19 protein-coding genes are annotated in these 24,846 nt (G+C 66.0%); 2 read left to right on the top strand and 17 right to left on the bottom strand.

Features of this window, described 5'->3' with window-relative positions; all coding sequences use genetic code 11:
* The first annotated feature begins 9 nt into the window (after positions 1–9).
* On the top strand, positions 10–1,398 hold the full coding sequence (locus tag BMZ79_RS23575) for an MBOAT family O-acyltransferase (RefSeq protein WP_090644720.1): 1,389 nt from the start codon (positions 10–12) through the stop codon (positions 1,396–1,398).
* Between the two features lie 41 nt (positions 1,399–1,439).
* Positions 1,440–2,993: a copper amine oxidase N-terminal domain-containing protein gene (locus BMZ79_RS23580; protein ID WP_090644722.1), complete on the top strand. Its 1,554-nt coding sequence runs from the start codon at positions 1,440–1,442 to the stop codon at positions 2,991–2,993.
* Between the two features lie 97 nt (positions 2,994–3,090).
* On the opposite strand, the gene BMZ79_RS23585 is transcribed toward BMZ79_RS23580, so the two are convergent.
* The 17 genes from BMZ79_RS23585 to BMZ79_RS23665 all read right to left on the bottom strand — a co-directional run bounded on the left by BMZ79_RS23585 (position 3,091) and on the right by BMZ79_RS23665 (position 24,793).
* Positions 3,091–5,166: a peptidoglycan D,D-transpeptidase FtsI family protein gene (locus BMZ79_RS23585; protein WP_090644724.1), complete on the bottom strand. Its 2,076-nt coding sequence runs from the start codon at positions 5,164–5,166 to the stop codon at positions 3,091–3,093.
* A 396-nt stretch (positions 5,167–5,562) separates the two neighbouring features.
* A complete protein-coding gene (locus BMZ79_RS23590; protein WP_256253056.1) occupies positions 5,563–6,831 on the bottom strand; it encodes an MFS transporter in 1,269 nt (422 codons plus the stop codon).
* A gap of 356 nt (positions 6,832–7,187) precedes the next feature.
* The gene (locus BMZ79_RS23595) at positions 7,188–8,507 is read right to left on the bottom strand and encodes an FAD-binding oxidoreductase (RefSeq protein ID WP_090644729.1); all 1,320 of its coding nucleotides are present in this window, start codon (positions 8,505–8,507) and stop codon (positions 7,188–7,190) included.
* 118 nt (positions 8,508–8,625) lie between these two features.
* Positions 8,626–9,489, bottom strand: coding sequence for a fumarylacetoacetate hydrolase family protein (locus tag BMZ79_RS23600; protein ID WP_090644732.1), 864 nt, complete (start codon positions 9,487–9,489; stop codon positions 8,626–8,628).
* 33 nt (positions 9,490–9,522) lie between these two features.
* A complete protein-coding gene (locus tag BMZ79_RS23605) occupies positions 9,523–10,344 on the bottom strand; it encodes a creatininase family protein (RefSeq protein ID WP_090644735.1) in 822 nt (273 codons plus the stop codon).
* Positions 10,345–10,356: 12 nt separating this feature from the next.
* Entirely contained in the window at positions 10,357–11,640 is a 1,284-nt protein-coding gene (locus tag BMZ79_RS23610) for an amidase (RefSeq protein ID WP_090644738.1), read from the bottom strand.
* Between the two features lie 43 nt (positions 11,641–11,683).
* Positions 11,684–12,118 carry a cupin domain-containing protein gene (locus tag BMZ79_RS23615; RefSeq protein WP_090644740.1) on the bottom strand — a complete coding sequence of 145 codons (435 nt, stop codon included), beginning with the start codon at positions 12,116–12,118 and terminating at the stop codon, positions 11,684–11,686.
* Positions 12,115–12,918, bottom strand: coding sequence for a cysteine hydrolase family protein (locus BMZ79_RS23620; protein ID WP_256253058.1), 804 nt, complete (start codon positions 12,916–12,918; stop codon positions 12,115–12,117). Before BMZ79_RS23620 ends, BMZ79_RS23615 begins: the two co-directional genes overlap by 4 nt.
* 50 nt (positions 12,919–12,968) lie before the next feature.
* Positions 12,969–13,736 (bottom strand): ABC transporter ATP-binding protein, encoded by a 768-nt coding sequence (locus BMZ79_RS23625; RefSeq protein WP_371263786.1) that lies wholly within the window; start codon positions 13,734–13,736, stop codon positions 12,969–12,971.
* Positions 13,737–13,808: 72 nt separating this feature from the next.
* Positions 13,809–14,480, bottom strand: coding sequence for an NAD(P)H:quinone oxidoreductase (wrbA, locus tag BMZ79_RS23630; protein ID WP_090644745.1), 672 nt, complete (start codon positions 14,478–14,480; stop codon positions 13,809–13,811).
* A gap of 18 nt (positions 14,481–14,498) precedes the next feature.
* Positions 14,499–15,866: an amidohydrolase family protein gene (locus BMZ79_RS23635; RefSeq protein WP_090644747.1), complete on the bottom strand. Its 1,368-nt coding sequence runs from the start codon at positions 15,864–15,866 to the stop codon at positions 14,499–14,501.
* Between the two features lie 87 nt (positions 15,867–15,953).
* Complete coding sequence (locus BMZ79_RS23640) at positions 15,954–17,615, bottom strand: CocE/NonD family hydrolase (protein WP_090644749.1); 1,662 nt, start codon at positions 17,613–17,615, stop codon at positions 15,954–15,956.
* A gap of 51 nt (positions 17,616–17,666) precedes the next feature.
* Positions 17,667–19,256, bottom strand: a complete 1,590-nt coding sequence (gene ggt / locus BMZ79_RS23645; RefSeq protein WP_090644752.1) for a gamma-glutamyltransferase — start codon at positions 19,254–19,256, stop codon at positions 17,667–17,669.
* Positions 19,257–19,342: 86 nt separating this feature from the next.
* A complete protein-coding gene (locus tag BMZ79_RS23650) occupies positions 19,343–20,419 on the bottom strand; it encodes an aromatic ring-hydroxylating dioxygenase subunit alpha (protein ID WP_090644755.1) in 1,077 nt (358 codons plus the stop codon).
* A 111-nt stretch (positions 20,420–20,530) separates the two neighbouring features.
* Positions 20,531–21,361 (bottom strand): ABC transporter permease, encoded by an 831-nt coding sequence (locus tag BMZ79_RS23655; protein ID WP_256253074.1) that lies wholly within the window; start codon positions 21,359–21,361, stop codon positions 20,531–20,533.
* A 183-nt stretch (positions 21,362–21,544) separates the two neighbouring features.
* Entirely contained in the window at positions 21,545–22,675 is a 1,131-nt protein-coding gene (locus tag BMZ79_RS23660; RefSeq protein ID WP_256253059.1) for an ABC transporter substrate-binding protein, read from the bottom strand.
* A 504-nt stretch (positions 22,676–23,179) separates the two neighbouring features.
* The gene (locus tag BMZ79_RS23665; RefSeq protein ID WP_090644760.1) at positions 23,180–24,793 is read right to left on the bottom strand and encodes a PucR family transcriptional regulator; all 1,614 of its coding nucleotides are present in this window, start codon (positions 24,791–24,793) and stop codon (positions 23,180–23,182) included.
* Positions 24,794–24,846 lie beyond the last annotated feature (53 nt).

Consider the following 24,846-nt stretch of genomic DNA (forward strand, 5'->3'; position numbering starts at 1 on the left):
CACCCGTCGATGCTGTTCAATACGTACGCCTTCATCTTCGCCTTCTGGCCCGTCACCGTCGCCGTCTATTTCCTGCTCAACCGGGTCCGCCTGCTCTTCGCCGCGAAGCTCTCGCTGACCCTCGCGTCGCTGTTCTTCTACGGGTACTGGAACGTCCTGTACCTGCCGCTCATTCTCGGCTCCATCGCCTTCAATTACGCGTTCGGCCGGCTCGTGCAGCCGCGAAGCGGGAAGCCCGCCGCGCGCCGCAAGCCGCTCCTGATCGCCGCGATCGCCGGCAACCTGCTTCTGCTCGGCTATTACAAGTACGCCGACTTCTTCCTGAGCACCTTGTCCGACTGGACGGGGCACGCCTTCCCCGTGCTTCGCCTGCTGCTGCCCCTCGGCATCAGCTTCTTCACCTTCACCCAGATCGCCTATCTCGTCGATGCCTACAAGGGCAAAGCGGCCGAATACAATCTCGTCGGCTATATGCTGTTCGTCACCTTCTATCCCCATCTCATCGCCGGCCCGATTCTGCACCACGGCGAGATGATGCCGCAGTTCGACCGGCTCCGCAACAAAATCTGGCAGTGGCCGAACGCGGCCCGCGGCGTCTACCTGTTCTGCATCGGCTTGTTCAAGAAGGTGGTCCTCGCCGACACGTTCGCCGCGGCGGCCAACGACGGCTTCGCGAACGCGACGCATGTCATCGCCGCTTGGACGGCTTCGCTCTCGTACACGTTCCAGCTCTACTTCGATTTCAGCGGCTACACCGACATGGCGATCGGCGCCGCGCTCGTGTTCAACATCAAGCTGCCGCAGAATTTCGACTCCCCGTACAAGGCGCTCAGCATCCAGGATTTCTGGCGGCGGTGGCACATGACGCTGAGCCGCTTCCTGCGCGACTACGTCTATATTCCGCTCGGCGGCAACCGCCGCGGCGAAGCGGTCATGCTGCGCAACCTCGTCGTCACGTTCGCGCTCGGCGGGCTCTGGCACGGCGCAGGTTGGACGTTCCTGTTCTGGAGGCTGCTGCACGGCGCGGGGCAGGTCGTCCACCGGCTCTGGGGCAAGCTCGGACGGCCGCTTCCCCGCCCGCTCGCCTGGTTCGTCACGTTCATGTTCATCAACGCGACCTGGGTGTTCTTCCGCGCGGACAGCTGGGGACAGGCGGCGCGCATCCTGAAAGGCATGGCCGGGCTGCAGGGCGTCTCGCTCGCGGACCTGAAGACGCTCGCGCCGCCGCTGCTGCTGATCGCGCTCTTCGTGCCGATCGTGCTGCTGTGCCGGAACTCGTCGCGCCTCGCCGATACCTTCCGCCCGACCTGGCGCACGTCCGTCGCCGCGGCCGCGCTGCTGGTCTTCTCGCTGCTCTACTTCAACCGCATCAGCGCGTTCCTGTACTTCAATTTCTAAATGACGCCAACTTCCAAGAAGGACGGTGACCTCCCGTGCCCATGCCGGCTCCCGCAAGGCAAGACCGCCCGCTCGGCGCGCCCCGCTCCGCGCCCCGTCCCGAAGGGGGCGCGCGCATCGCGGCGAAGGCGGCCCGGACGATGCTGCTTCGGACCGCCGCGCTCGCCGTCCTGTTCGCGGCGCTCGCCGCGCTCGTCACGTTCGTCGTCGATCCGCTGCAGTTCTACCACAAGCCGTTCGGCTACCGGCCGTTCTTCTCGTCGGAGCAGCGATACCAGAATCCGGGGCTCGCGCTGCATTACGACTACGACACGATCATCGTCGGCACGTCGATGACGGAGAACTTCCTGCCCTCCGAGGTCGGCCGGGCGCTCGGCGGGCATGCGCTCAAGCTGTCCATCCGGGGCTCGACGGCGGACGAACAGTACAAGATCGCGAAGCTCGCCATCGAGACGGGCAAAGTGAAGCAGGTGCTCTGGGGGCTCGATTATTTCGCCCTGAAGAACGGCGATCAGGAGGCGGCCGGCCCGTTCCCCGATTACCTCTACGACGACAACCGCTGGAACGACTACCGGTACCTGCTCAATTACAGCGTGTACGGGCCGTTCATCAAGGAGATCGCGAAGACGCTGACCGGCTCCGGCACGCAAAGCCTGGAGACGCTCTACAACTGGAACGGCAGCGTGCGCTTCGGCAAGGCGGCCGTGCTGAAGGATTACCGGTCCGCGCAGCAGGAGGAGACGTACTTCGGCTTGAACGAGGAGCCGCTCGAGGTGATCCGGCGGAATTTCGAGACGCGCGTCCTGTCGCTCGTCAAGGCGCATCCGGAGGTGCGGTTCACGTTCTACTATCCGCCGTACAGCGTGCTGCGGGAGGCGGTCTGGGCGCAGACGAACGGGACGCGCTACCGGAACCAGCTGGACATGGCCGTCTGGATGTTCCGGCAGTTCGACGCGCTGCCGAACGCGCGGGTATACGACTTCCGGACGGCCGGCGAGTGGACGTACGACCTAGGGCTGTACAAGGATATCTCGCATCACAGCCAAGCCGTCAATTCGGCGATCGCGGCGGCGATCGGCAAGGACGACCCGCGCTTCCGCATGACGGCGGCCAACGCGCAGTCGTTCTCGGGCGAGCTGGCGGAGCAGGTCCGTACGCTGGCGCTGACGCCGGAGGGCGATCCCGTGAGCGCGAGCGTCGCCGTAGTCGCGGGCTCGAACGCGGGCGAAAGGCTCGCGGCGAAGGCGGCGGCGGGCGAAGACGCGTTCTCGAGCCGGATCGTGCCCGGCGACGGCGAGCTGCTCGTGCCGGCGAAGGAAGCGGCGGCCGCGCTCGGCGCGACCTTCGACTGGAACCAGGCCGCGAAGACGCTGGTCGTGGCGCGCGGCGGGAAGCGCGTCGCCCTTACGCTCGGCAGCTCGTCGGCATCGGTCGACGGCCGTCCCGCCGAGCTGCCGTATCCCGCGCGGCTCGTCGGCGGCGGGACGCAGGTGCCGATCGTGCGGCTCGCGGAGCTGCTCGGGCTCGGCGTCCGGACCGAGCGGCCGAACGCGTGGAGCGTGCGGTACGTGGTGGAGGCGGGAGGCGCGGAGTAACCTGCTGGCCCGCCTAACGCCCTCTTCCGCGCATACAACGCCAAAAAGACCTTGAGGCTTCAAGCCTCAAGGTCTTTCGCTAGTTTCGCGCTTCGGCTTAGTGCCTGCCGGTCGCCGTATTCGTCGTGCCCGCCGCGTCCTTGCCATCGGTCCCGGTCCCGTTCGCGTCCGTCGATTTCGGATGCGGCGTGCCGTCGAGGCCGACGTATTCGTCGTACGCGTCGAAGATTTTGCGCGCGATCGGCGCGGCGCCATAGGCGCCGAAGCCGCCGTCCGGCACGACGACCGCGACCGCGAGGACGGGATCCTCGGCCGGCGCGAGCGCGATGAACACGGAGTTCTCGACCTTCTTCCGGTCGCCGACGTCCTGCTCGGACGTCCCCGTTTTCCGGAGGAAGTTGTACTTGAAATCGTCGAAGCCCTGCACGGATACGCGGCTCATGCCGTCGTCGATTTCGTCCCAATAGGCTTTCGGGAACGTCACGGTGTTCAGCACCTTCGGCGCATAACCTTGCACGACCTTGCCGTCCTGGTCGACGATCTTGTCGACGAACTGCGGCTGCAGCCTCTTGCCGCGGTTGCCGAGCATGGCGGCGTACTGCGCGAGCTGCAGCGTCGTGTATTTCGCCTGTTGGCCGAAGGACGCCCGGATCAGGGCGGATTGCGGGCTCGCGGATTCGGACTCGTGGTAGTAGTCGATAACGCCTTTGTTTTCGCCCGGCAGGCCGCTCTGCGTGGACACGCCGAGCCCGAATTGCTTCATGTAGCTGTCCCACACGTCCACGCCTTTGGCGCCCTTGTACTTCTGGTACAGCTTGTTGCCGATTTCGGACGCCATGAACGTATTGGACGAGTGCGCGATGGCGTCGGCCGGGTCGATCGTGCCGTACGCGTGGCCCTGCGAATCGTGAATCGCGACCTGATAGCCCGCTTTGCCGAAATAAAACACGCCTTTATCCTGATAGAGCGTATGCGTCGTGATCAAGCCTTCGTTCAAGCCGAGCAAGACCGACAGCGGCTTCTGCGTCGAGCCGAGCGGCACCATGGACGACGGATGGCGGTTGCGCTCCTTCTCGTCGTCGTACGGCGGATACGCCTGGCGGATCGTGCCGTTCGCCTGAAAGTACTGGATCGCCTTCAGATCTTCCGTGCTGATGGAGCCGCCGGACCAGACGTTCGGATCGTAATCCGGCATGCTCGCCATCGCGACGATCTTGCCGGTCTTCACCTCCATCGCGACCGCGTAGCCCGTCGTCGCGTCCGCGCCGTCCGTCCACGAGCCGGACGTCGCGTGCTTCATGAAATCCAAATGGTTCATGATCGCCTGCTGCGTCAGCATCTGCACCCGCTTGTCGATCGTCAGGTACAGATTGTCGCCCTTGACCGGCACGGTGACCGTCGGCGGCCCGACGATCGTGTTCTGCGCGTTGACCGGATACGTCTTGAGGCCGTTTTTGCCGCGCAGCACGTCCTGGTACATGTATTCGAGCCCGTCGACGCCGACGTCCTCGTCGTCCAGGTACTGCTGCTCGCCGTCGTCGCCTTCTTCGATGTCCTTGTACTTGGTCATCGTTTCCCGCACGCCGCGGTATTTCTTCAAGTAGCCGATCAGCTGAACCGCCACGTCTTCCTTGTCGTAGTTGCGGACGCTCTCTTCGACGACGTCGATGCCGGGGTACGCTTCGCGGTTTTCGGCGAAATAGGCGATCTCGGTCTCGGACAGGCCGAGCTTGATCCGGCGCGGCACGGAGTACGTGTTCTGGATATGGTCCATGTCCATCCGCTTCTTGATCTCGGCGAGCGATATGGCCTGATCCGCCTTCCCGCACTTCGTGAACACGTCGAGCAGGCGCTGGGCCAGCTTGTCGGCGTCCGCCTGCTTGAACTTCGACGGAATCGTGAAGTACAACGACTGCGTCGACGTGGAGTACGCGAGCGGCATGCCCTTCGAATCCAAAATGTTGCCGCGGATCGGCGGAATCTGAACCTCGCGCGTGCTGTTCTTGTCGAACTGCGCCTGCAGCGTCGGTCCGTCGACGAACTGCAGGATCGCGAGCCGCACGATCAGAATGCTGAATAATAGAAACGTCGCGCCGAAGAAAATGTTCAGGCGCAAGGTGAATGAGTTCCGGTTACGGGCGGCATGTTCCTTGTGGTCGTCTTGCTGTTTCATCCGTGCACTCCTCTTACCCCAAAGTCTATCCGGCATGTATTCGCCGTCGGCCTCGCGATTTCCTGTCTTTTAAGGAAACGGAAACAAAATCGCCACAACTTGGCCGGATGCCCAATGAACGTTCCTATTTACCCGCTGTCGGCGGCGTTGAAACGGGTTGGCGAAAAGCCTTTTTCGGCCGGGTTACGGCAGCCTTTTCGCGCATCTCCGGACGTGCCTTTCGCCCCCGTGAAGGTGACCGGGCCGCCTTCTTGCGCCGTTAGCCAATTCCTATTAGCGGCTCCACCCGGCGGCAAGCCCGATAAATACGAAAAGCGCTCTTCAGACGGCGGTCCCTGCGAGCGCGGGGACAACCGTCTGAAGAGCGCTGAATCAAGCAATGTTTCAAGCAATGAGCTACGCCTGCGCCCGAAGCGCCGACGCCTGCTTCGCGATGCGCAGCGCCATAAGCGCGGCGATGAGGCAGATGAAGCCGGCGGTCACGAACGTCGTCGAGTACGTGCCGGTGAACTGGCGGACGAGCCCCGCGCCGTAGGCCGCGGCCGACGCGCCGACCTGGTGGGCGACGACGACCCAGCCGAACACCATGCCGGCCCGCTCCTTGCCGAACTCCTGCGCCGCGAGCCGAACGGTCGGCGGCACGGTAGCGATCCAGTCGAGACCGTAGAAGACCGAGAACACGACGAGCATCGCCGGCGTCGCGTCGAGCGCGAACGGCAGGAAGATCAGCGACAGCCCGCGGAGGCCGTAGTACCAGAACAGCAGCTTGCGGGAGTCGAAGCGGTCCGTGAACCAGCCCGACAGCGTCGTGCCGACGAGATCGAACACGCCCATGAACGCGAGAAGCCCCGCCGCCGTCACTTCCTCGATGCCGTGATCGCCGCAGGCGGCGATCAGATGCGTGCCGATGAGGCCGTTCGTCGAGAAGCCGCAGAAGAAGAACGTGCCGGCGAGCAGCCAGAACGTTTTGTTCTTCAGCGCGTCGCGCAGCGTCAGAAGCGGCGTCAGGAAGATGCCGCCCCGGAACGGCTCCGGCTTGGCGACTTCGTCCGCGCCGTAAGGCGCGGCCCCGACGTCGTACGGATGATTGCGCATGAACAGCGCGACGATGACGAGCAGCGCGAGAATGACGCCGACGGCCGTGTACATCGCGTACCGCCAGCCCTGATGCACGGTTAATTGCGCGAGCAGCGGCAGGAACAGCAGCTGGCCCGTCGCCGCGCTGGCGGTCAGGATGCCGACGACCAGCCCCCGGCGCTTGACGAACCAGCGGCTCGCCACGGTGACGCCGAGAACGTTCGCCATCATCCCGGTCGCAAGCCCGGAGACGACGCCCCACAGCAGTTCGTACTGCCACAGCCGCGTCATGAGCGGCGTGAGCGACATGCTGGCGGCCAGCACGATCAAAGCGAAGACCATGACGCGCCGGATGCCGAATTTGGCGAGCAGCGCCGCCGAGAACGGGCCGACGAGGCCGTAGAGGAAAATGCCGACCGAGATGACGCCGGAAATTCCGCTGCGCTCCCAGCCGAACTCCGTTTCGAACGGCACGATGAGAATGCTCGGCATCGACCGGATGCCCGCCGAGACGAGCAGCGCGGCGAACGCGACGAGCACGACGACCCAGCCGTAGTGGAAAGAGGATGATTTCGCGGGTGGCTGCAAGACAACACGCTCCGTTTCAATGGAATATCGAGGCTTTCGGCGCATGAAACCGTCGGCGAACCTTCGGTTGGGGGAATGCGGGTAACCTTCAGCCTCGGATTTTATTTTGTATGTACAACAAATATATGTGCCGAAGACGCGATTGTCAATCCGTTTTTCAACTAGGCTCCCAATTCCGGTCCAGTGCCACGATAACGTTCGGTCGAGACCGCCCCCGGTCGGCAGCCTCGGCTATGAGCGCCGCCGTCCCCCAGCTTGCTTTCACCGCGAACGCCGACCATTCCAAACGACGCAAGGACCCGCGCCTCATTCGGCCGGGTCCTTGCGTTCTCGCCGCGCCGGCAGCCCGGACGCGGTTACAGCTTGCCGGGGTTCAGCAGGCTGAGCGGATCGTTGACGAGCTTCCGGCTGCGCATGCGGCCGATCGAGCCGCGGCCGCCGTCCTCGAGCATCCACGTATGCGGGTCGAAGATGGCGACGCCGATGGATTTGAAGAAGGCGATGATCTCGTAGAGCCGCTCCTCCGTCGAGAAGTAAACGACGGGAAGCGCCGTCGGCACGAGCGTGCCGCCGCTCAGCACCCATTCGAAATGGAACAGCACCTCGTCGCCGTACGCCGCTTTGATGGCGCGGATTTGCTCGAGGTACCGGTCGGGCGCGAAGCCGGACTGCAGATACGTCCAGGCGGGATCGGCCTTGATCGCCCACAGCGTCGTATGGTTCCACGTGAAATCGGACACGCCGATCGTCTTGCGGTATTGCCCCGCCGGGATGAGGTGACCGAGCCGGCCGCCGAACGATTCGGCCAACTTCGAAGCCGTTTCGAGCGCGTGCTCGGCGATTTCGGTCAGCACCGCGGCCTTCGCCGGCTCCAGCGCCTTGGCGAGCGGCTTGAAGAACGAGGGCAGCGGCCATTCCATCGGGCTGACGAGCCGTTTGGGCACCGACGCCTCGCGGGCCAGCGCCTCGCCGAAGCGCACCGACGCTTCGAAATCGTCGAACTGGAACACGCCCTGCGCCCACTCCGTCCGCGGCGCAAGCGGGATCTTCACCTCCGTCATGATGCCGGTCGTGCCGTAATTATGAATGTAATCGAACAGCTCGTCGCCTTTGACGACGAGCCGCCGCGGCGTCTCCTCGAGCGTATACACGACCGCTTCCAGCACGTTGCCGTCCCAGAGATTTCCCCACGCGACGGAGCCGATGCCGCCGGACCCGCCGCTGACGAAGCCGCCGACGGTCGCTTTCACGTACGTGCTCGGATAGATGCGCAGCTCCTGCCCCTGTTCGCGCGCCGTCTTATCCAGCGTGCCGAGCCGCACGCCGCTCTGCGCGCGGGCGTAACCGTCGCCGATCTCGACGATGCGGTCGAGGCCGCTCAGGTCGAGGACGATGCCGCCCTCGAGCGGAATCGCCTGGCCGTAGTTGCCGGTCCCCGCGCCCCGCGCCGTCACGGGCACCCGCATTCGGTACGCGAGCGCCAGCGCGTCGGCGACGTCCTGCTCGGTTTTCGGCACGACGATCGCGTCGCCTTTCTTTTCCTTCAACCGTGTATCCAAAACCGGCGAATACCAATAATAATCCTTGGACAGCTTCTCGACGGATTCGGCGTCCGTCAGCACGAGGCTCTGGCCGAGCGATTTCAGCATGTCTGCCTTCCAAGCGATCGTTTCCATCCGGCATCCCTGCCTTTCGATTGTATCTTTGCTGTATCTCTGCTGTATCTCTGCTGTATCTCTGCGTTAGGAGCATGGCTCTGCGCCGGGAGCATGGCTCTCCGTTGGGCCGAGGCGGCTATTCCGCGACGACGGGATTGCGCAGCGGCGCGAAGCCGCCGAGCCGGCATTCCGCGACGTCGCCCGGCCGCAGCGGAACCGAGCCCGGCGTGCCCGTCATGATGACGTCCCCCGGCTGCAGCGTCATCATCGCCGAGAAATACGCGACGATGAACGGAATCGAATACATCATCCGGCTTGCGTCCGTCCGGTACGCCGTCTCGCCGTTCAATGCCGTCTCCACGGTCCACGCCTCCGGCGCCGGGCATTCGTCCGGCGTGACGAGCTCCGGGCCGAAGCTGAAGAACGTGTCGAAGCATTTCGACCGGCCCAAAAACCGCGGATTGCGCGCGTGGATGTCCTGCGCCGTCATGTCGAGCGTCGGCGTGAAGCCGGCAATCACGCGCATCGCGTCGGCCTCGGCGACGTATTTGCACGTCCGGCCGATGACGATGCCGATCTCCGCCTCCGCCGTGATCCGCTCCGGTCCCCGCGGCAGCACGATGGCGTCGCCGGGCCCGATGAGGCTCGTCGCCGGCTTCATGAAGCAGATCGGCTCGCCGTCCGGCGGCGTCACCGCCATCGCTTCGGCTTTCGCCGCGTAATTGGCGCCGATGCCCCATAGTTTCGGCGGCGTCCGCAGCGGCGGCGCGACCTTGGCTTCCGCGTGCGGAATCGCTTCGAGCGCGCCGACCTTCGCCGCGCCGCCTTCGCGGTACCACGCGTTCAGCGCCGCGACCTCCTCCTTGGCCAGCAGGCCGGCGACCGTGCCGCTCCAGGCGCTGCCGGACGCGGCGTTCAGCGTCTCCAGCAGCACGTAGCCCCCGTCCGCCGCGATCGCCGCCCGTTCCCGTCCGCCGACGTTCACCGATGCCAGTTTCATGCCTTTCGCTCCTTTTCTCCTAGACTGCCGGGCTTAAGCTTCGATCCGCTTCCGCTCCAAATCCGCCAGCTTGAACGTGCACAGCTCCTTCAAGGCCTTCGCCAGCGTGCCGGCCGTCCGGTCCATAATGAGCCGGCCCTTCTCCGCCGTCGCGATCGTGGCGTCCCCGGCGATGCCGCTGGCCGATATGTCCGCCATCCGCCAGGCGAAGCGGATCTTGCCCTCCAGCGTCAAAAATTCGAAGCCGGCCATCTCCGGCACTTCCTTGACCGCGAATTCGTCGAGCACCCACTCCGGCTTGATCGCCTTCACGAGCGACGTCTCGTAGTCGCCGCCGTGGATGCCGTACTCCAGCTCTTCCTCCGCGATCAAACCTTCCGCTCCGCCGAGGCTGCTCGGGCTCAGATAAAACACCGTCATCCCGCTGCGAATGCGGATTTCCCGCGCGACCATGTTGAGCAGATCGACGTTGCCGCCGTGCGTGTTGAACAGCAGCAGCCGCTCGAAGCCGCTCAGCTTCAGGCTTTCGGCGATGTCGAGCACGACGCCCTGCAGCGTCGCCGCCGACAGCGAAATCGTGCCCGGCAGGCCGAGATGCTCGTTGCTCTTGCCGTACGGGACCGGCGGCAGCAGCCATACCGGCGCGTCCGCGTCGAGCCGCTCGAGCGCGGCGGTCAGCGTCGCTTCCCCGATCAGCGTATCCGTCAGCACCGGGAGATGCGGACCGTGCTGCTCCACCGCCCCGATCGGCAGAATGACGAGCGCGTCCTCCTTCGGCAGCTCCTTCACCTGCTTGCTGGTCAGCCGCGGCAGGAATCTCCGCTCCCAGGCGGTGCCTTCATAGCGTACAAACATGGTTGCTCCCCCTTATCCGTTCCGTCGTGTGTGCCCTTCGCCGGTCTCGCCGGGCTCGCCGGCCACGCCGGCCGCGGCCGCGGAAGGCCGCGACGCGGCGAGGCTGCGTCCGGGCCGCGCCTGCGCGAGCCGGTCGACCCAGCGAAGCAACGGCAGATCCATCCCGGGGCCGGCGATGAGCGACACGGCGACGGGCGCGCCGCCGACCTCGCCGGCCGGCACCGTCACCTGCGGGAGACCGCTCAGCCCCGCGATGCAGGAGAGCTGCATCGTCCGGATCCGGAGCTGCTCCAGCGCGTCGCCCGACGTCCCGATGCGCGGCGCGACGCTCGGGAGCGTCGGCACGACGAGCAGCCGGCCGCGTCCCAGCAGCGCCTCCATGGCGGCCCGGATGCGCAGCCGGTCCTCCGCGCGGCGCTCGTAGTCGCCTTGCTTCAGCGTGGCGGACCAGGCGAAGCGCTCCGCGATGCCCGGCCCGAAGCGCGGCCGCTCCCGCTCGATCCAGCCGCCGTGCTCGCGCCAGATCTCGTACCCTTGGATCGTCCGGAACGTATCGAACCAGACCGGCAGCCCTTCGGGCGCCGCCGTTACCCATTCGCCCCGGTCCACGCCCGCTCCGGCGTCCGCCAGCCAAGCCAGCAAATGCCTCCGGCAGGCGTCGTCCGCCAGGCTCCATGCGTCCGCGGCGAACAGCAGCCGGTCGCCGAAGCCGGTCTCCTCTCCTTCGGCGGCGTTCCCGCCCAGCAGGGCGAGCCCGACGTCCAGCAGCGTCCGGCTGCCGGCGGCCATCCAGCCGACCGTGTCGAAGCTCGCGGAGAGCGGAATGACGCCGTCGACGGGCACGGCGCCGTGCGTCGGCCGGATGCCGAACACGCCGCAGTACGCCGACGGGATCCGGACGGAGCCGCCCGTGTCCGTGCCGACCGCGAAGTCGGCCGTCCCCGAAGCCGCCGCGACCGCCGAGCCGCTCGACGAGCCGCCGGGAATGCGGTCCACCGCGCGCGGATTGACCGGCGTGCCGAAGTGGTGGTTTTCCCCGTTCAAGCTGAACATCAGCTCGTCGGTATGCGTAATGCCCCGCAAGCGGGCGCCCTGCCCGAGCAGCAGGTCGATGACGGGGGCGTTCGCGGCGGACGGGCCGTGCGTGCGGTGCCAGTCGGGATTGCCGGCCGTGTTCGTCCAGCCCGCGAGCCCGAACACGTCCTTCGCCGCGAACGTTTGCCCCTGCAGCACCCCCTTGCCGGAAGGCGCGGCCGCGAAATCTTCGTTCACGTAAGCATGCCATTGATCGACCATGTCCGATTCCTCCATCCGTTCGTCGATGCCCCGGGCAAGCGGGCTAACGCGGCTGCGGCGCGCCGTTCAATACCGCCAGGTCGGCCTCGTCGAGCGACGCTTCCGGCCCCGCCTTGATCAGGTCGGAGAACGCTTCGTCCGGCACCATCGTCGTCAGCACGTACAGCCGGCCGCGGCCCGTGTTGCGCACCTGGTGGTTGTTGCCCGGCGGCACGATGAAGAACGACCCTTGCCGGATCGGCAGCTCCGTCTCGCCGACGATCGCGGCGCCCTCCCCCGCCAGCACGTAAAAGTATTCGACCGCCGCGGCGTGCTCGTTCGGCGGCGTCTGGCCGCCCTCGTCGAAAATTTCCACCACCGACACGAACGGCGCCTGCGCGCCGTCGCACAGCAGCACGAATTTATTCGTGTCCCGCGGCGAGATTTTCCGGACCGGACAATCCGCGTAATGGCCTGCGATCAATCCCGGTATGCTCATCGTTGCTCCACCTCTCCGTAGTTCGCTTCCAGCGCGGCGGCCAGTTCGGCCGATTCCGCGACGAAGCCGTAGCATTGTTTGATATTGTACATCGCGCCCTCCGCGCAGTAAGCGGGCGAGCTCGTCGCGCAGCAGTCCGCGAGCAGGACGACGTCGTAGCCGAGGCAGCCCGCGTCCTGAAGCGTGTGCATGACGCACTGGTCCAGGTTGACGCCCGCGAAGAGCAGCGTGCGAATGTCCAGATTCCGTAAAATGCTGTCGAGCGGCGTATCCCAAAAGCCGCTCATCCGGTATTTGTCCACGAGGACGTCCTCCGGCTCCGGCGCGAGGCCGTCCACGATCGCCGCGCCCCAGCTGCCCTTCTCGAGCACCCGGGAGCCGTTCGCCGGCAGCGGATCGCCGATGCCGACGCCCGCCCCGTCCGGGTTGTACACGTGCAGCACCGACGGGCTCAGGTTGAGCCGGTCCGGCCGGTTGCCCCAATTGAGCCAGACGACCGGCACGCCCGCCGCGCGCAGCGCCGGCAGCAGCCGGTTCAGCGGCTCGACCGGCGCCAGCAGCGGCGACGTGTCGACGCCGATGGAATCGAGCCACCCGCCCGGCGCGCAGAAGTCGTTCTGCATGTCGACGACGACGATCGCCGTCCGCGCGAGATCGAGCGTCAGCCGCTGCGGCAGCGCCGCGAGCTCGATGCCTGCCCGCGCGGACGAAGCGCCGCCGCCGGCGTCCGCGCGCAAATCCACGTGCGTCCCGGAGACGCGCCAAGCCCGCTTGCGATTGCCTAACCGATGCATCGGCATCCCTCTTTCCCTCCTTGGTCGCTTGGCCCGCATCCCTGCCGCGCCGGCGCCTAATGCTTCAGCAGATGCGAGACGTGGCGCACGTACTCGCCGAACTCCGGCGACGTCCGGAACTCGTCGTCCCGCGGGAACGGCGCCGGAATGTCGATGACGTCGGAGATTTTGCCCGGCCGCGGCGTCATGACGACGACCCGGGTCGAGAGGAAGACGGCCTCGAACACGTTGTGCGTGATGAACAGGACGGTCATTTTTTGGTCCTGCCGCCAGATTTTCAACAGTTCGTCCTGGAGCGTCTGCCGGGTAATCTCGTCGAGCGCGCCGAACGGTTCGTCCATGAGCAGCAGCTTCGGCCGGGCGATGAGCGCCCGCGCGATGGAGACGCGCATCTTCATCCCGCCGGACAGCTCGCGCGGCAGGACCTTCAGGTAATCCTTCAGGCCGACCAGCTCCAGCACGCGCTCGCCCTCCTCCAGCCGCTCCTTCTTCGGCACGCCCCGCAGCTTGAGCGGCAGCGTCACGTTGTCGATCAGCTTCGACCACGGCAGCAGCGTGTGCTCCTGGAACACGAACGCGATTTCGTTCTGGCGCCGCGCCTCCTTCGGCGTCGTGCCGAGCACTTCGAGCCGCCCGCCCGTCTGTCCGGTAAGGCCCGCGATCATATTGAATATCGTCGATTTGCCGCAGCCCGACGGGCCGACGAAGCACAGAAACTCGCCCTCGCCCGCCGTCAGGTTCGCATGCTGCACGGCGACCGTGCCGTTCGGGTACGTCTTGCCGACGTCCTGCAGGCGGATCAGCGCGTCCGGCGCATCGTTCATGACGGGCGCCGCCGCGGAAGAAGACGTCAGCATCGTGGAAAGAAAACTCATGTCGGTAATCCCCTTTGCGCGTTATTGGCCTGACCGTAGGCCGCTTTGCTTCAGGGCCGCCGCGACCCGCGCGACCCGCAGGCCGAGCCGGCCCGCCATCCGAAGCTCCCGTTCGTCCGGCGCGAGCGAGCTGTCCGGCCCCGCCAGCGTCGACGCCCCGTAGGGCGAGCAGCCGATGGCGTCGGCCGTCAGATATTCCGGATTTTCCGAATACGGCAGCCCGACCATGATCATGCCGAAATGGAACAACGGCACCATGGACGTCAGCAGATTCGCCTCGTGGCCGGTATGGATCGATCCGGCGCTCGTGATCAGCCCGGCCGGCTTGCCCTCGAGGCCGCCGTCCGCGCACAGCTCGCTCGCGAACTCCAGGAACAGCTTCACCTGCGCCGGCATGGAGCCGAAGTACGTCGGGAAGCCCCAGACGATGCCGTCGGCCCAGCGCAGGTCGTCGTTCGTCGCGACCGGGACCGGCAGCTGCGCCTCCCGGGACGCCTCGTACTTGGCGAAGCGGGCCGCCGTCCGGAATTTGCCGGACAGGGCGCTCTCTTCCCGCTTCTTGAACTTGTCGAGGTACGGCGTGCGGTTGCGCTCGGATTCCAGCTCGGGGATCCGGGCGCCCCGCGCGGCGGCGAGCGCCATGTCGTACACGTGGCCGTAGGCGCTGGAATAAACGACGAGCAGCTTCGTCATCGCGGCTCCTCCTCCGGCTTACGCCTTGGCGACGGCGGCCGGCGTGCCGAACGCCAGCCGCTCCGCCGCCTCGCCCAGCCGCCGGTCGAGCTCCGGCAGCGCGAAGCCGCTCCGCTTCGCCGCCAGCTTCAGCCAGCGCCCGCCGCGGAACACCCAGCGCCGCTCCGGCACCATCGTGAACAGCTCCTCCGGCGTCGCCCCGTCGAAGACGACGAAGTCCGCGTCGTTTCCCGCTTCGACGCCGTAGCCTTCGAGCCCGAGAATCGACGCCGGGATCTCGGTAATCATGCGGAGAATCGTCCGCAGGTCGGCCGGCCGCCCCATATGCGCGGCGTACGCCGTGATGAGGCCGATCTGGAGCAGATCGCCGCGGCCGAACGGATGGAACGGGTCGTGGATGTTGTCCGAAGCCGTCGCGAGCGCGATGCCCGCGGACAGCAGGTCCTTCACCCGCGTCACGCCCCGCCGGACCGGAAAGCCGTCGCGGCGGCCCTGCAGGTACAGGTTCGCGCCCGGCAGCGTGACGGCGTACAGCTTGGCGGCCGCCATCCGCTCGATCAGCATGCCGGCGTCCGCGTCGTTCATCGCGGCGAGCGAGCACAGATGGTCGACCGTGACGCGGCCGGACCAACCGCAATCGATCGTCCGCTGCGCGATATGCGCGACCGTCCGCTTCATCGGGTCGTCGCTTTCGTCCGTATGGAAGTCGAGCGGCAGGTCGTACTTCTGCGCGAGCCCGAACAGCGTGTCGATGTCGGATTCCCACGTCGCGGACATATGCGCCGCGGTGCCGACGCCGGTCACGCCCATGCGGAGCGTCTCCTCCAGCACGTCGAGATGCCCTGCCTCGAACCGGAACATCGGCGCGAGCGGGAACAGCTCCAGCTTCACGTACGGCTTCAGCTCCGCCTGCGCCTCGAGCGCCGCCTCGATCGTCCGCAGCGCGACGTCCGCGCCCCATCGGACGTGGAAGTCGAGATGCGTGCGGATCGCGGTCGTGCCGAACGCGACGGCCTGCAGCGCGGAGCGGATGATCCGCGCCTTGATCTCGTCCTTGGAGAACGCGTGCACGGCGTTGGAATAGTTGCTCACCGCTTCTTCGAGCGTACCCGACGCGTTGCCCACCTGCGGCAGGCAAAACGATTTGTCGAGATGCATATGCGCGTCGACGAGGCCCGGGAGCAGCACCTTGCCGCCGAGATCGACGACCGTGCCGGCCGCCGGAGCGCCCGCCAGTTCGTCGATGGGCACGGCGCCCGGCACGTCCGCGGTTCCCGGCTGCGCCGCGACGTCCGTCCATAAGCCGTCCCGGACCGTCAGCGCATAGAGATGCGCCTCGTCCCGCAGCGGCAGGCTTGCGTTGATCAGCTTCCACTCGTTCGTCATGTATCCGCAGCTCCTTTCGGATCGTTCATTGGATGAGACCTGTAAAAAGACGAGACCTGTCAAAATAGGACCGGGATGCCGCCGGCGTTAGTCCTCCGTCACCGGCAGCTCGATCCACGATTCCATCCCGGCGCGGCTCTTCACGGCCACGACGGCGATCGTGAGATCGCTCTCCTCCGCCCGCCGGGCATCGTTCAGCGGAATGCCGTTCGGATGGCGGATGAGCGTCGGAAACGCGCTGCCCGTCAGCTCGAGCCGGATGGCCGAGCCGGGCCGGAACGTCGCGGCGATCGGCCGCATGACGATGCGCGCCCGGCACCAGCCGCCGTCGTTCCGGCCGATCTCCGCCCGGCCGACGGACAGGAACCGGGCGGTGCCGTCCGGCTCCAGCATCGACAGGATGGCCACGAGATCCGTCGGCCCTTCCATCGACTGGACGCACGCGTTCACGACCGGCGCGCCCAGCACGCCGACGGCTTCCGCGAGCGGCTCGCCCGTGTAGACGAGCATTTCCGTCCGGTCCTGGATGCCGCTGCGGTCCGCCGGCGCATAGCCGGCAAGCGGCATCGGCAGCCGCGCGTCGTACACGAACACGTCCGGCGCCGCCCCGTCGTCCGGCGCCGTCTCCGTCAGCCGTCCGCCGCCGAGCGCGCCGTTGGCCGGCTTCGCCGAGCCGCTCAGCAGCCATTTGCGGCCGCCGGCGTGCTCCGGGTACGCCTCCGCCGTTTTCCACCCCCGCGCCTGGAGATCGAAATACCGGACGGCCGGCTCCTCGTACAGGCCGTTGTCCCGCTCGCCCTTCAGCCAGTAATCGAACCAGCGCGCCTGCTTCCGGTGCATGTCGCCGTCCGCTTCGGGCCCGTGGTCGACGCCCCCGGCTTTGCGGCCCCACGGAATGTGGACCCACGGCCCGATCTCGAGCCGGTGGAACAGGTCCGGCGTCCGCGCGGGCGCCGTCTCCTGCAGCGCCAGGTACGACTGGACCGTGCCGTCGAGCAGAAAATCGTACCAGCCGCCGATATGGAACGTCGGGATCGGATGATCGAGGAAGGCCGGCAGCCAATTGAGCGACAGCCAGTAGGCGTCGTACTCCGGCCGGTTAACCCAGTCGAAGTAAGCCGGGCAGTAGCGCTCCAGGATCGGATGGCGGTCGTTCAAGGGCAGATGGCGCAGCATCGCGTCGGGGCTCGACATAATGGCCGAGCATGCCCGCTCCGCCTCGAGATCGCCTGCCCGCCGCGCGGAATCCCGCGCCAGCTGAAACGCCCAGATCAGCATGCCGTTCGAGAAGCTGCCGTGCGGATAGGCCCAGCGGTGCACGTCGCCGGCCGTCATGCTCGGGACGATCGTCTTCAGCGCCGGCGGGCGAAGCGAGGCGGCCGCCCATTGGGCGATGCCCTGGTACGAGAAGCCGTACATGCCGACCTTCCCGTTCGCGTACGGCAGCTTCGCCGCCCATTCCACCGCGTCGAAGCCGTCCTCGGCTTCGTGGACGAACGGGACGAACTCCCCTTCGGAATCGCCTCTCCCCCTCACGTCCTGCACGATGACCATGTAGCCTTGCGAGGCGTACCACACGGGATGCGCGTGGCTGACCGTCGAAGCGATCTTCCGGCCGTACGGCTGGCGCAGGAGCAGCACCGGGTACTCGCCGGTCTCCTCGGGCAAATAGATATCCGCGTATAAAATCACGCCGTCCCGCAGCGTGCAGGGCACGTTGCGTTTCACGGTTACGTCGCCGAATCGCATGGGCGAACCTCCTCTGTCTCTGTCTGTGATTCGGCCGGTCGGTTGCGCCGGCTACCAGCCGACCGCTTGACCGTCGCTGCGCGGGTCCGCGCCGCCTTGGCGGAAACCGGACCCGTCGATCAGAATCGCGTGGGCATGGCCGACGGCGCCGTCGTAGGCGGCCACCGTACGGACGAGATGCCCGGCCTCCGCGAGCTCGCGGCGCACGGCCTCCGGCACGCGGCTTTCGATCCGCAGCTCCTGCGTCTCGTCGCCCCACGTGCGGCCCCAGACCCAGCGCGGCGCGTCGACCGCGGCCTGCGGATCCATGCCGTAATCGGCGATCCGGGTCAGGAGCGCGCTCTGCGTCTGCGGCTGGCCTTCGCCGCCCTGCGTGCCGTAGAGCAAATACGGGACGCCGTCCCTGCAGGCCATGGCCGGCATGAGCGTATGGAACGTCCGCTTGCGCGGCTCCAGCCGGTTCACGTGCGCCGGGTCGAGCGAGAAATACGAGCCGCGGTTCTGCAGCAGAATGCCTGTATCGCCCGCCGTCACGCCGGAGCCGAATTCGAAATACAGGCTTTGAATGAACGAGACCGCGTTGCCGTCCCGGTCCACGACCGCCGCGTACGCGGTGTCGCTGCCGACCGGCTCCGACGCGAGCGGGAGCGCCTTCGCCGGATCGATCCGGCCGGCAAGCTCCGCGCAGTACGCGCCGGAGATGAACCGGTCGACCGGGATCGCCGCGAAGGCGGGATCGGTCAGCCATGCGTTCCGGTCCCGGAAGGCGAGCTTGAGCGCTTCGATCTGCAGATGATAGTACGCGAACGACCCGTGCTCGACGGGGCCGCCTTCGCCGAAGCCGAAGCGCTCGACGATCTGCGGCGCCATGATGCCGGTGAAGCCCTGCGAATTGGGCGGCGCCTGATAGAGCGCGAGCCCTTTGTACGATCCGCGGAGCGGCGTCGTCCACTCGCCCGCGTGGTCGGCGAAGTCGTCCTCGCGCAGCACGCCCCCGCGCTTCGCCAAATAATCGGCGATCCTGCGGCCGATCGGGCCTTTGTAAAAGCCGTCGCGGCCGCCTTGCGCCAGCTGCTTCAGCGTCCGCGCCAGGTCGCGCTGGACGAACCGCTCGCCCGGTTTGGGCACGCCGCCGCCCGGGGTATAGACGGCGGACGTGTCCGGCATGACGCTCAGCAGCGGGTGCCGCTGCAGCGTGTTCGCGTATTGGTCCCGCGACAGCGGGAAGCCCCGTTCGGCGTAGCCGATGGCCGGCTCCAGCGCGTCGGCCAGCGCCATCGTGCCGTATTCCCGCAGCACCGCGTCCCAGCCGTCGGCCATGCCCGGCACGGTCACGACGCTGCGCACGCCGCGCTGCGGGATGGCGGCGAGGCCCGCGTACTGGCCGCGGTTCGCTCCGTAACCGGATCGGCCGCTGGCGTTGTACGCCCGGACGGCGCGGTCGGCCGCGCCGTACGTCAGCCAGAACGCGTCGCCGCCGAGCCCCGTCATGTGGGGATAGACGACGGCGAGGCAAGCGCTCACCGCGACGGCGGCGTCGAACGCGTTGCCGCCCCGCTCCAGGATGCGCGCGCCGGCCGCGGACGCGAGGTAATGCGGGCTGACGACCATCGTATTCGCGCCTATCATCGATTGCCGCATCGGCGTGCACCTCCCCTTGATTGTCTCGGCTTGCCAGACCGGCATGCCGCTGCTCTGTCGGCTGCCCGAAAGGCGGCCTGCGGCGGTCAGCCCGGCTTCGCCTTCCGCTCCAGCACCTCCGTTTGGTAGAACTGCGGCGTTTTCAACTGCGGCAAAATCTCCCGCTCGCCGTGCGCCTCGAACAGCTTCAGCAGCCTTTCCCGCATCGCGATGCCCGGCTTGTCGGCGTGCATGTGCGTCTCGAGCCTCAGCTTCAGATCGAGCGGGATGTTCGGCTCCGTCGATTCCAGAATCCGCATATCCTCGTCCACGACGGCCCGGTCGAAGGCGATGACCGACGCCGCCGGCACGTCCGCCTCCGCGTCGTTGCGGAAGACGAACTGGATCAGGATGCACGATCCGTTGTCGATCGGCGTCGCGCACGTCACGATGGAATGCACGAGCCCCGTCGGATACGTCATGTCGAGCTGCCGGACGAACGGCATGAACCAAGTCGCCCGGACCTTGCGGACCGTCTCGTCGGCGTCGACGTTGATCGCCTTGACGTTCTTGTTCAGCTTGTTCGTGACCCGCACCTCGTACCGCATCTCGAAGCCGCGGTCGTTCGGAACGAGCTCGAAGTCCGGCGGGATCGGATCCTGGTTGTTGCCGAACGTGTTATGGTGCACGAAGGCGATATGCGCAATGTCGAACGAATTCTCCATGAGGCGCAGCGCCGAGCAGCGGATGACCTCGTGAAACTGGTGGATTTGCCGGATGTCCGGATCGCCGTAACGGCGGAAGTCCGGAATGCCCGCGAGCGGCTCGCCGAGCGCGATCCACACGTAGCCGTATCGCTCCTCGCAAGCATAGGCTTTGATTTTGTACACCTTCGGCGGGTCCTCGAGCTCCGATTGCGGAAAATACGTGCATTTCCCGTCGCGGTCGAACGTCCAGCCGTGGTACGGGCAGACGATGCAGCCGTCCCGCGTCCCGCCGAGCGACAGCTTCGCGGCGCGGTGGCAGCAGCGGTCGATCGCCGCCGCCGGCTTGCCCGCCGCGTCGAGCCAGACGACGACGGGTTCGCCGAACATCGCGACCGATCGCGGGCCTTCGATTAATTCGGATACCGGCATGACCGGATAGTAATACCGGCGCAGCACTTGCTGTTCCGCTTGCAGCATCGTACGACCTCCCCGCGCTTCGTTTCGCCCCCTCCCGGACCTTCGTGAGCCGGGCTTGGCGCCTTGGTTGCCGATCCTTCATGATTCTCAATGATCCTTGCCGTTTTGGCGTCAGCCTTCGCGCTTCATCTCGGACTCGTGCCACGAGCTGAGCATCCATTTGGCCAGCAGGTTCACGAGCAGGAAGAACAGGATGCCGAGCAGCGACGCCGACAGCCCGCAGGCGAACAGGTACGGCGTCTTGAGCCGCCCGGCCGCGTACGTGATCGCGTAGCCGAGACCGCCGTTGCCGCCGCCGATGCCGGCGATGTACTCCCCGACGATGGCGCCGATGACGGACAGCGTGCAGGAAATTTTCAAGCCCGCCACGATGTACGGGAGCGCGGCCGGGATGCGCAGGCGCCACATCGTCTGCAGCGGCTTCGCGTTATAGAGATAAAAGAGATTGCGCAGGTTGTGTTCCGTGGAATTCAGGCCGATCAGCGTATTGGACAGCATCGGGAAGAATCCGATCAGAAACGCGATAATGACGATGGCCCGGAAACCGGCGTCGAACCAGATGACGATCAGCGGCGCGATGGCCACGATCGGGATGGTCTGCATGATAATGGCGTACGGATAGACGCTCTCCTCGACGACCTTCGAGCTGGCCATCAGAATCGCGAACGAGATGCCGAGCACGATGCTGAGCAGGAAGCCGAACACCGATTCGAACGCCGTCGTCGACACCGCCGTCCACAGCTCGCGGCGGTTCTCGATCGCCGCCTTCACGATGTCCGACGGCTTCGGCACGAGATAGGCCGGCGCCTGCAGCAGGTAGCAGATCAGCTGCCAGCCGCCGATGAACACGATGAACGCCGCGAGCGGCGGCGCCAGCTTCTTGATAAAGGCCGCGAGCGGCCTGCTTCCCCTCCCCGTCCGTTGCTCCAGCCGCCCGGCCATCCGTCCCGATCCTTCCCGGGCGGGGTACATGCCGTCGGGCAACATGCGGGTATTCACGTCTTCCGCTGCCATAATCATGCTCCTTTCGTGGTCCAACCGTCGTTCTTCCCTAGCCGCCGGGCGGCCGGGAGCGGCTCGGGGACCGCGGTCCCCGCCCTCCGCTTCCGAGCCGGCGCCCGCGGCTTACTTCTTCGGCAAAAATTCCGTCGTGAACGCCTTCGTCACGTCTTCGTCCTTCGTCAGGACGCCGACGTCCTTCAGCTGCCGCTGCACCTCGGACCAGCGCTCCTTGGTCATGACGCCGGTGCCGAGCGTCGCCGCGTCGCCGCCGAAGGCGAAGTCCATTTCCTTTTGGGCGCTGAACTTCATCATGTCGAGCGACATCTCCGGATTCTTCTTCTGAATCGCCGGGTTGATCTCGTCGGAGTTCGTCTTGTAATAGTCCCAGCCCTTGACGGTGGCTTCGACGAACGCCTTGACCTGATCGGGATGCTCCTGGATCATCTTCTCCGTCGTGAAATAGACGTTGGCGTAGATGTTGTAGCCGGAATCGGCATTCAGCAGCACGCCGTAGTCGACCTTCTCCTGCTCGAGCGTGTACGTCTCGGACGTGATGTAGCCTTGCGTGACGGCGTTCTTGTCGTTGAGGAAGTTGACGAGCTGGCCGGTATATTTCATCTCCTGCGCGTTGTCGAGGCTGTATTTCTTCTTCATGTACTGCCAGAAGTTCGCGGTGGCGGCGACGTACACCTTATGGTCGTTCAGGTCGCCGAAGCCCGCGATGCCCGAATCCTTGTGGTAAAAAAGCGCCTGCGGGCTCTTCTGGAACGCGGTCGCGATCGCGACGACCGGAATGCCTTCCTGGCGCGCGACGAGAATGTCGTCGCCGTTCGCCATGCCGAATTCGGCCTTGCCGGAAGCGACGAGCTGCGTGGCCGAGACCGACGGCCCGCCCGGCGTGAGCGTCATGTCGAGGCCGGCGTCCTTGTAGAAGCCTTTCTCCAGCGCCGCGAAGTTGCCGCCGTGCTCCGGCTCGGCGAACCAGTTCAGGATGAGCGTCGCCTTAACCGGCTCCTTCGCCGCCATGGACGTATCCGTCGCCGAGCCCGCGTTCGTTCCCGAGTCGGTCGCCGCGTTCGTGCCGGCGTTCGTGCCGGCGTTCGTGGTCGAGGAAGTATCGGCAGCCGCGTTGCCGCCGTCGTTCGGCGCCCCGTTGCTGCCGCAAGCCGACAGCGCCGCCGTCGCGGACAAGAGACAAACCGCCATGACCGTGTTGCGTTTCGAGAAGCCCGTCGTGCCGTTCTTCCTATTCATGCTTCCTCTTCCCCCTTTAACATTCCGTTCGAAATATTCTGACTACGATCTCAGTTTAAGAATTCGTCACGTTTATGTCCATATTCCTTACATAGATTTGTGCAGGATGCCAAATTAGGCGTACGTTATTGGCATCAATGACAATAATCATTCAGATTTAGCGCTTTCATTGGAAATTAAGATGACATGCATATAACGCCTTGTCGGCGATCGCGCTCATCACGTCGCATTTTCATTAGATACGCGCTTCGCGTCTCTCCTGCAGCGTCAACGCCCCGGAACGGCGGACCGATTCGGTGCTGCTCCCCGGGCTTGATCCCCCTGCTCTCTCCGCCGCATCCCCTCGTCGCCCTCGCCATTCGCGCTTGCCATTCGAGTTTGCCATTCGAATCAAGGAAGTGCCCGGCCGACGACAAAAAAGCGGCCCCGTCCTCGTCCTCTCGCAAGGATCGAATCGTCGGGGCCGCGCTTCCGGCGGCTTGGTCGTATGGGAGACGGCTTGCGTCATGCGCCGCGTTCGCCTTCTCCGCCGTCCGACACGAGCTGCCGGCGGAACAGGAACGCGAGCTTGAGACGCATGAGCACGTTCACTTTCTTGAAATCCACGTCGAGCATCTCGCTCAGCTTCTCGATCCGGTACGTAGCGGTGTTGCGGTGGATGAACAGCTTCTTGGCGGTTTCGTTCAGCTGGCCGTCGCAGTCGAGGTACGTCTCCAGCGTCTTCAGCATCTCGCCGACGTAACCCGGCTCCTTGCCGAGCAGTCCGCCGAGCCACCGCTGGCAGTAGACGCGCATTTTCTCGCGGGACACCGATTCGAAAATCATGGCGAGGTCGAGCGTGTCGTACCGGACGACGCGCTCCTCGACGCCCCATTCGCGGGCGAGCCGGAACGTGTTGCGGCACTCGGCGAAGCCGTCCGGCATCTCCTTCGGCTGGCGTTTGCGGGCGCTGATCGTCGCCTTCGGCGCTCTCCGCTCGTCGAGGCCGAGCCCGGCGAGGCTCGATTCCAGCGCTTCCCGCAGCGTCTCGCCCTCCGGGCCGGCCGCGGCGTCGGACACGACGCAGAACACGCCTTCGTCGACGACGGCGCAGATGCCGTTCAGCGCCTGCATGCGCGCGTTGCCGAGCAGCGACGCCTTCAGGCCGTTCAGCCGTTCCGCGCGCCGGGCGGAGCCGGCGTCCTCGGCGGGCAGGTCGACGAGGGCGCAGAAGAAGCCCTGCGTCAGCCAATCCATTTCCCAGCGCGCCGCGTAGTCCGTCACGGCGTCGGCCGTCACGCCGTTCCGGAGGTACTGCTTGATCAGCGCGCCAAAGTCTTTTTGCACCGACAGCTCGAAATAGTCTTCGTATTTATAGTTCAGATGATGGGAGATGAGTTCGGCGGTTTGGGTGTAGAGCCCTTCCTCGACGGGCGAGAGGAACGGCCGGGCGTCGAAGAAGTACGCAAAGCCCGTGCAGGCGTCGCTCTTCATGAGCGGGAGGCGGAGCGCCTGTCGGCCTTGGTGCTTGATCCATTTCTTGTGCGGCGGCCACGGCCAGCCGTCGGTCAGCCCGTCCGCGGCGATGCCGGGCGAGCCGTACGCGACCTGCCCGCGCGAGCCGACGACGGCGATCGGGCAGCCGATGACGTCCGTCACGGATTCGAAGAGCGAAGGCATCGATTCCGCCCGCAGCGCGAAGCGCATCAGCCGGATCTGCTTCTCCAGCGCGCCTTCGAGGCGGACGGTGCTGCGCTTCATCTCGGCGTGGAACAGGCCGTTCATTTGGTCGGAGAAGGAGAAGTGGAACGGAAGCGCGATCAGGGGAAAGCCGAGTTCGTCCGCCAGACGGGTGAGCCGCTCGGGAATCGCCTCCCAGAAACGGCCGAGCTTGATGCCGAGCCCGGAGGCGCCGCGGGCGTGCAGCTTCGCGATCAGCTCCGACGCCGCATCCGGGTCGTCCTTGATCAGATACGCCGTCGTGAACAGCATCTCGCCTTCCTTGATCCAGTCCGCGATATCCGGCGCGTCCATGACGTTGAGCGACTTGACGACGCGGTGCTTCCCCGACGCTCCCGCGATCAGCTTCCCTTCCGACAACGGATAGACGGCCAGCGCTTGTTCGATCGTCAAATGCATGCCTTCTTCCTCCTTCCGGGTTCGTTCCCATGGCTTGGAGATGATTGCGTAAT

This window comes from Paenibacillus sp. UNC496MF, assembly GCF_900113915.1.
GTDB classification, from domain to species: domain Bacteria; phylum Bacillota; class Bacilli; order Paenibacillales; family Paenibacillaceae; genus Paenibacillus_Z; species Paenibacillus_Z artemisiicola.

Coding starts and splice junctions, on each gene's coding strand:
- BMZ79_RS23575 (WP_090644720.1), top strand. CDS start 10: ATGCTGTTCAATACGTACGCCTTCATCTTCGCCTTCTGGCCCGTCACC.
- BMZ79_RS23580 (WP_090644722.1), top strand. CDS start 1,440: ATGCCGGCTCCCGCAAGGCAAGACCGCCCGCTCGGCGCGCCCCGCTCC.
- BMZ79_RS23585 (WP_090644724.1), bottom strand. CDS start 5,166: ATGAAACAGCAAGACGACCACAAGGAACATGCCGCCCGTAACCGGAAC.
- BMZ79_RS23595 (WP_090644729.1), bottom strand. CDS start 8,507: ATGGAAACGATCGCTTGGAAGGCAGACATGCTGAAATCGCTCGGCCAG.
- BMZ79_RS23600 (WP_090644732.1), bottom strand. CDS start 9,489: ATGAAACTGGCATCGGTGAACGTCGGCGGACGGGAACGGGCGGCGATC.
- BMZ79_RS23605 (WP_090644735.1), bottom strand. CDS start 10,344: ATGTTTGTACGCTATGAAGGCACCGCCTGGGAGCGGAGATTCCTGCCG.
- BMZ79_RS23610 (WP_090644738.1), bottom strand. CDS start 11,640: ATGGTCGATCAATGGCATGCTTACGTGAACGAAGATTTCGCGGCCGCG.
- BMZ79_RS23615 (WP_090644740.1), bottom strand. CDS start 12,118: ATGAGCATACCGGGATTGATCGCAGGCCATTACGCGGATTGTCCGGTC.
- BMZ79_RS23620 (WP_256253058.1), bottom strand. CDS start 12,918: ATGCCGATGCATCGGTTAGGCAATCGCAAGCGGGCTTGGCGCGTCTCC.
- BMZ79_RS23625 (WP_371263786.1), bottom strand. CDS start 13,736: ATGAACGATGCGCCGGACGCGCTGATCCGCCTGCAGGACGTCGGCAAG.
- wrbA (WP_090644745.1), bottom strand. CDS start 14,480: ATGACGAAGCTGCTCGTCGTTTATTCCAGCGCCTACGGCCACGTGTAC.
- BMZ79_RS23635 (WP_090644747.1), bottom strand. CDS start 15,866: ATGACGAACGAGTGGAAGCTGATCAACGCAAGCCTGCCGCTGCGGGAC.
- BMZ79_RS23640 (WP_090644749.1), bottom strand. CDS start 17,615: ATGCGATTCGGCGACGTAACCGTGAAACGCAACGTGCCCTGCACGCTG.
- ggt (WP_090644752.1), bottom strand. CDS start 19,256: ATGCGGCAATCGATGATAGGCGCGAATACGATGGTCGTCAGCCCGCAT.
- BMZ79_RS23650 (WP_090644755.1), bottom strand. CDS start 20,419: ATGCTGCAAGCGGAACAGCAAGTGCTGCGCCGGTATTACTATCCGGTC.
- BMZ79_RS23655 (WP_256253074.1), bottom strand. CDS start 21,361: ATGGCCGGGCGGCTGGAGCAACGGACGGGGAGGGGAAGCAGGCCGCTC.
- BMZ79_RS23660 (WP_256253059.1), bottom strand. CDS start 22,675: ATGAATAGGAAGAACGGCACGACGGGCTTCTCGAAACGCAACACGGTC.
- BMZ79_RS23665 (WP_090644760.1), bottom strand. CDS start 24,793: ATGCATTTGACGATCGAACAAGCGCTGGCCGTCTATCCGTTGTCGGAA.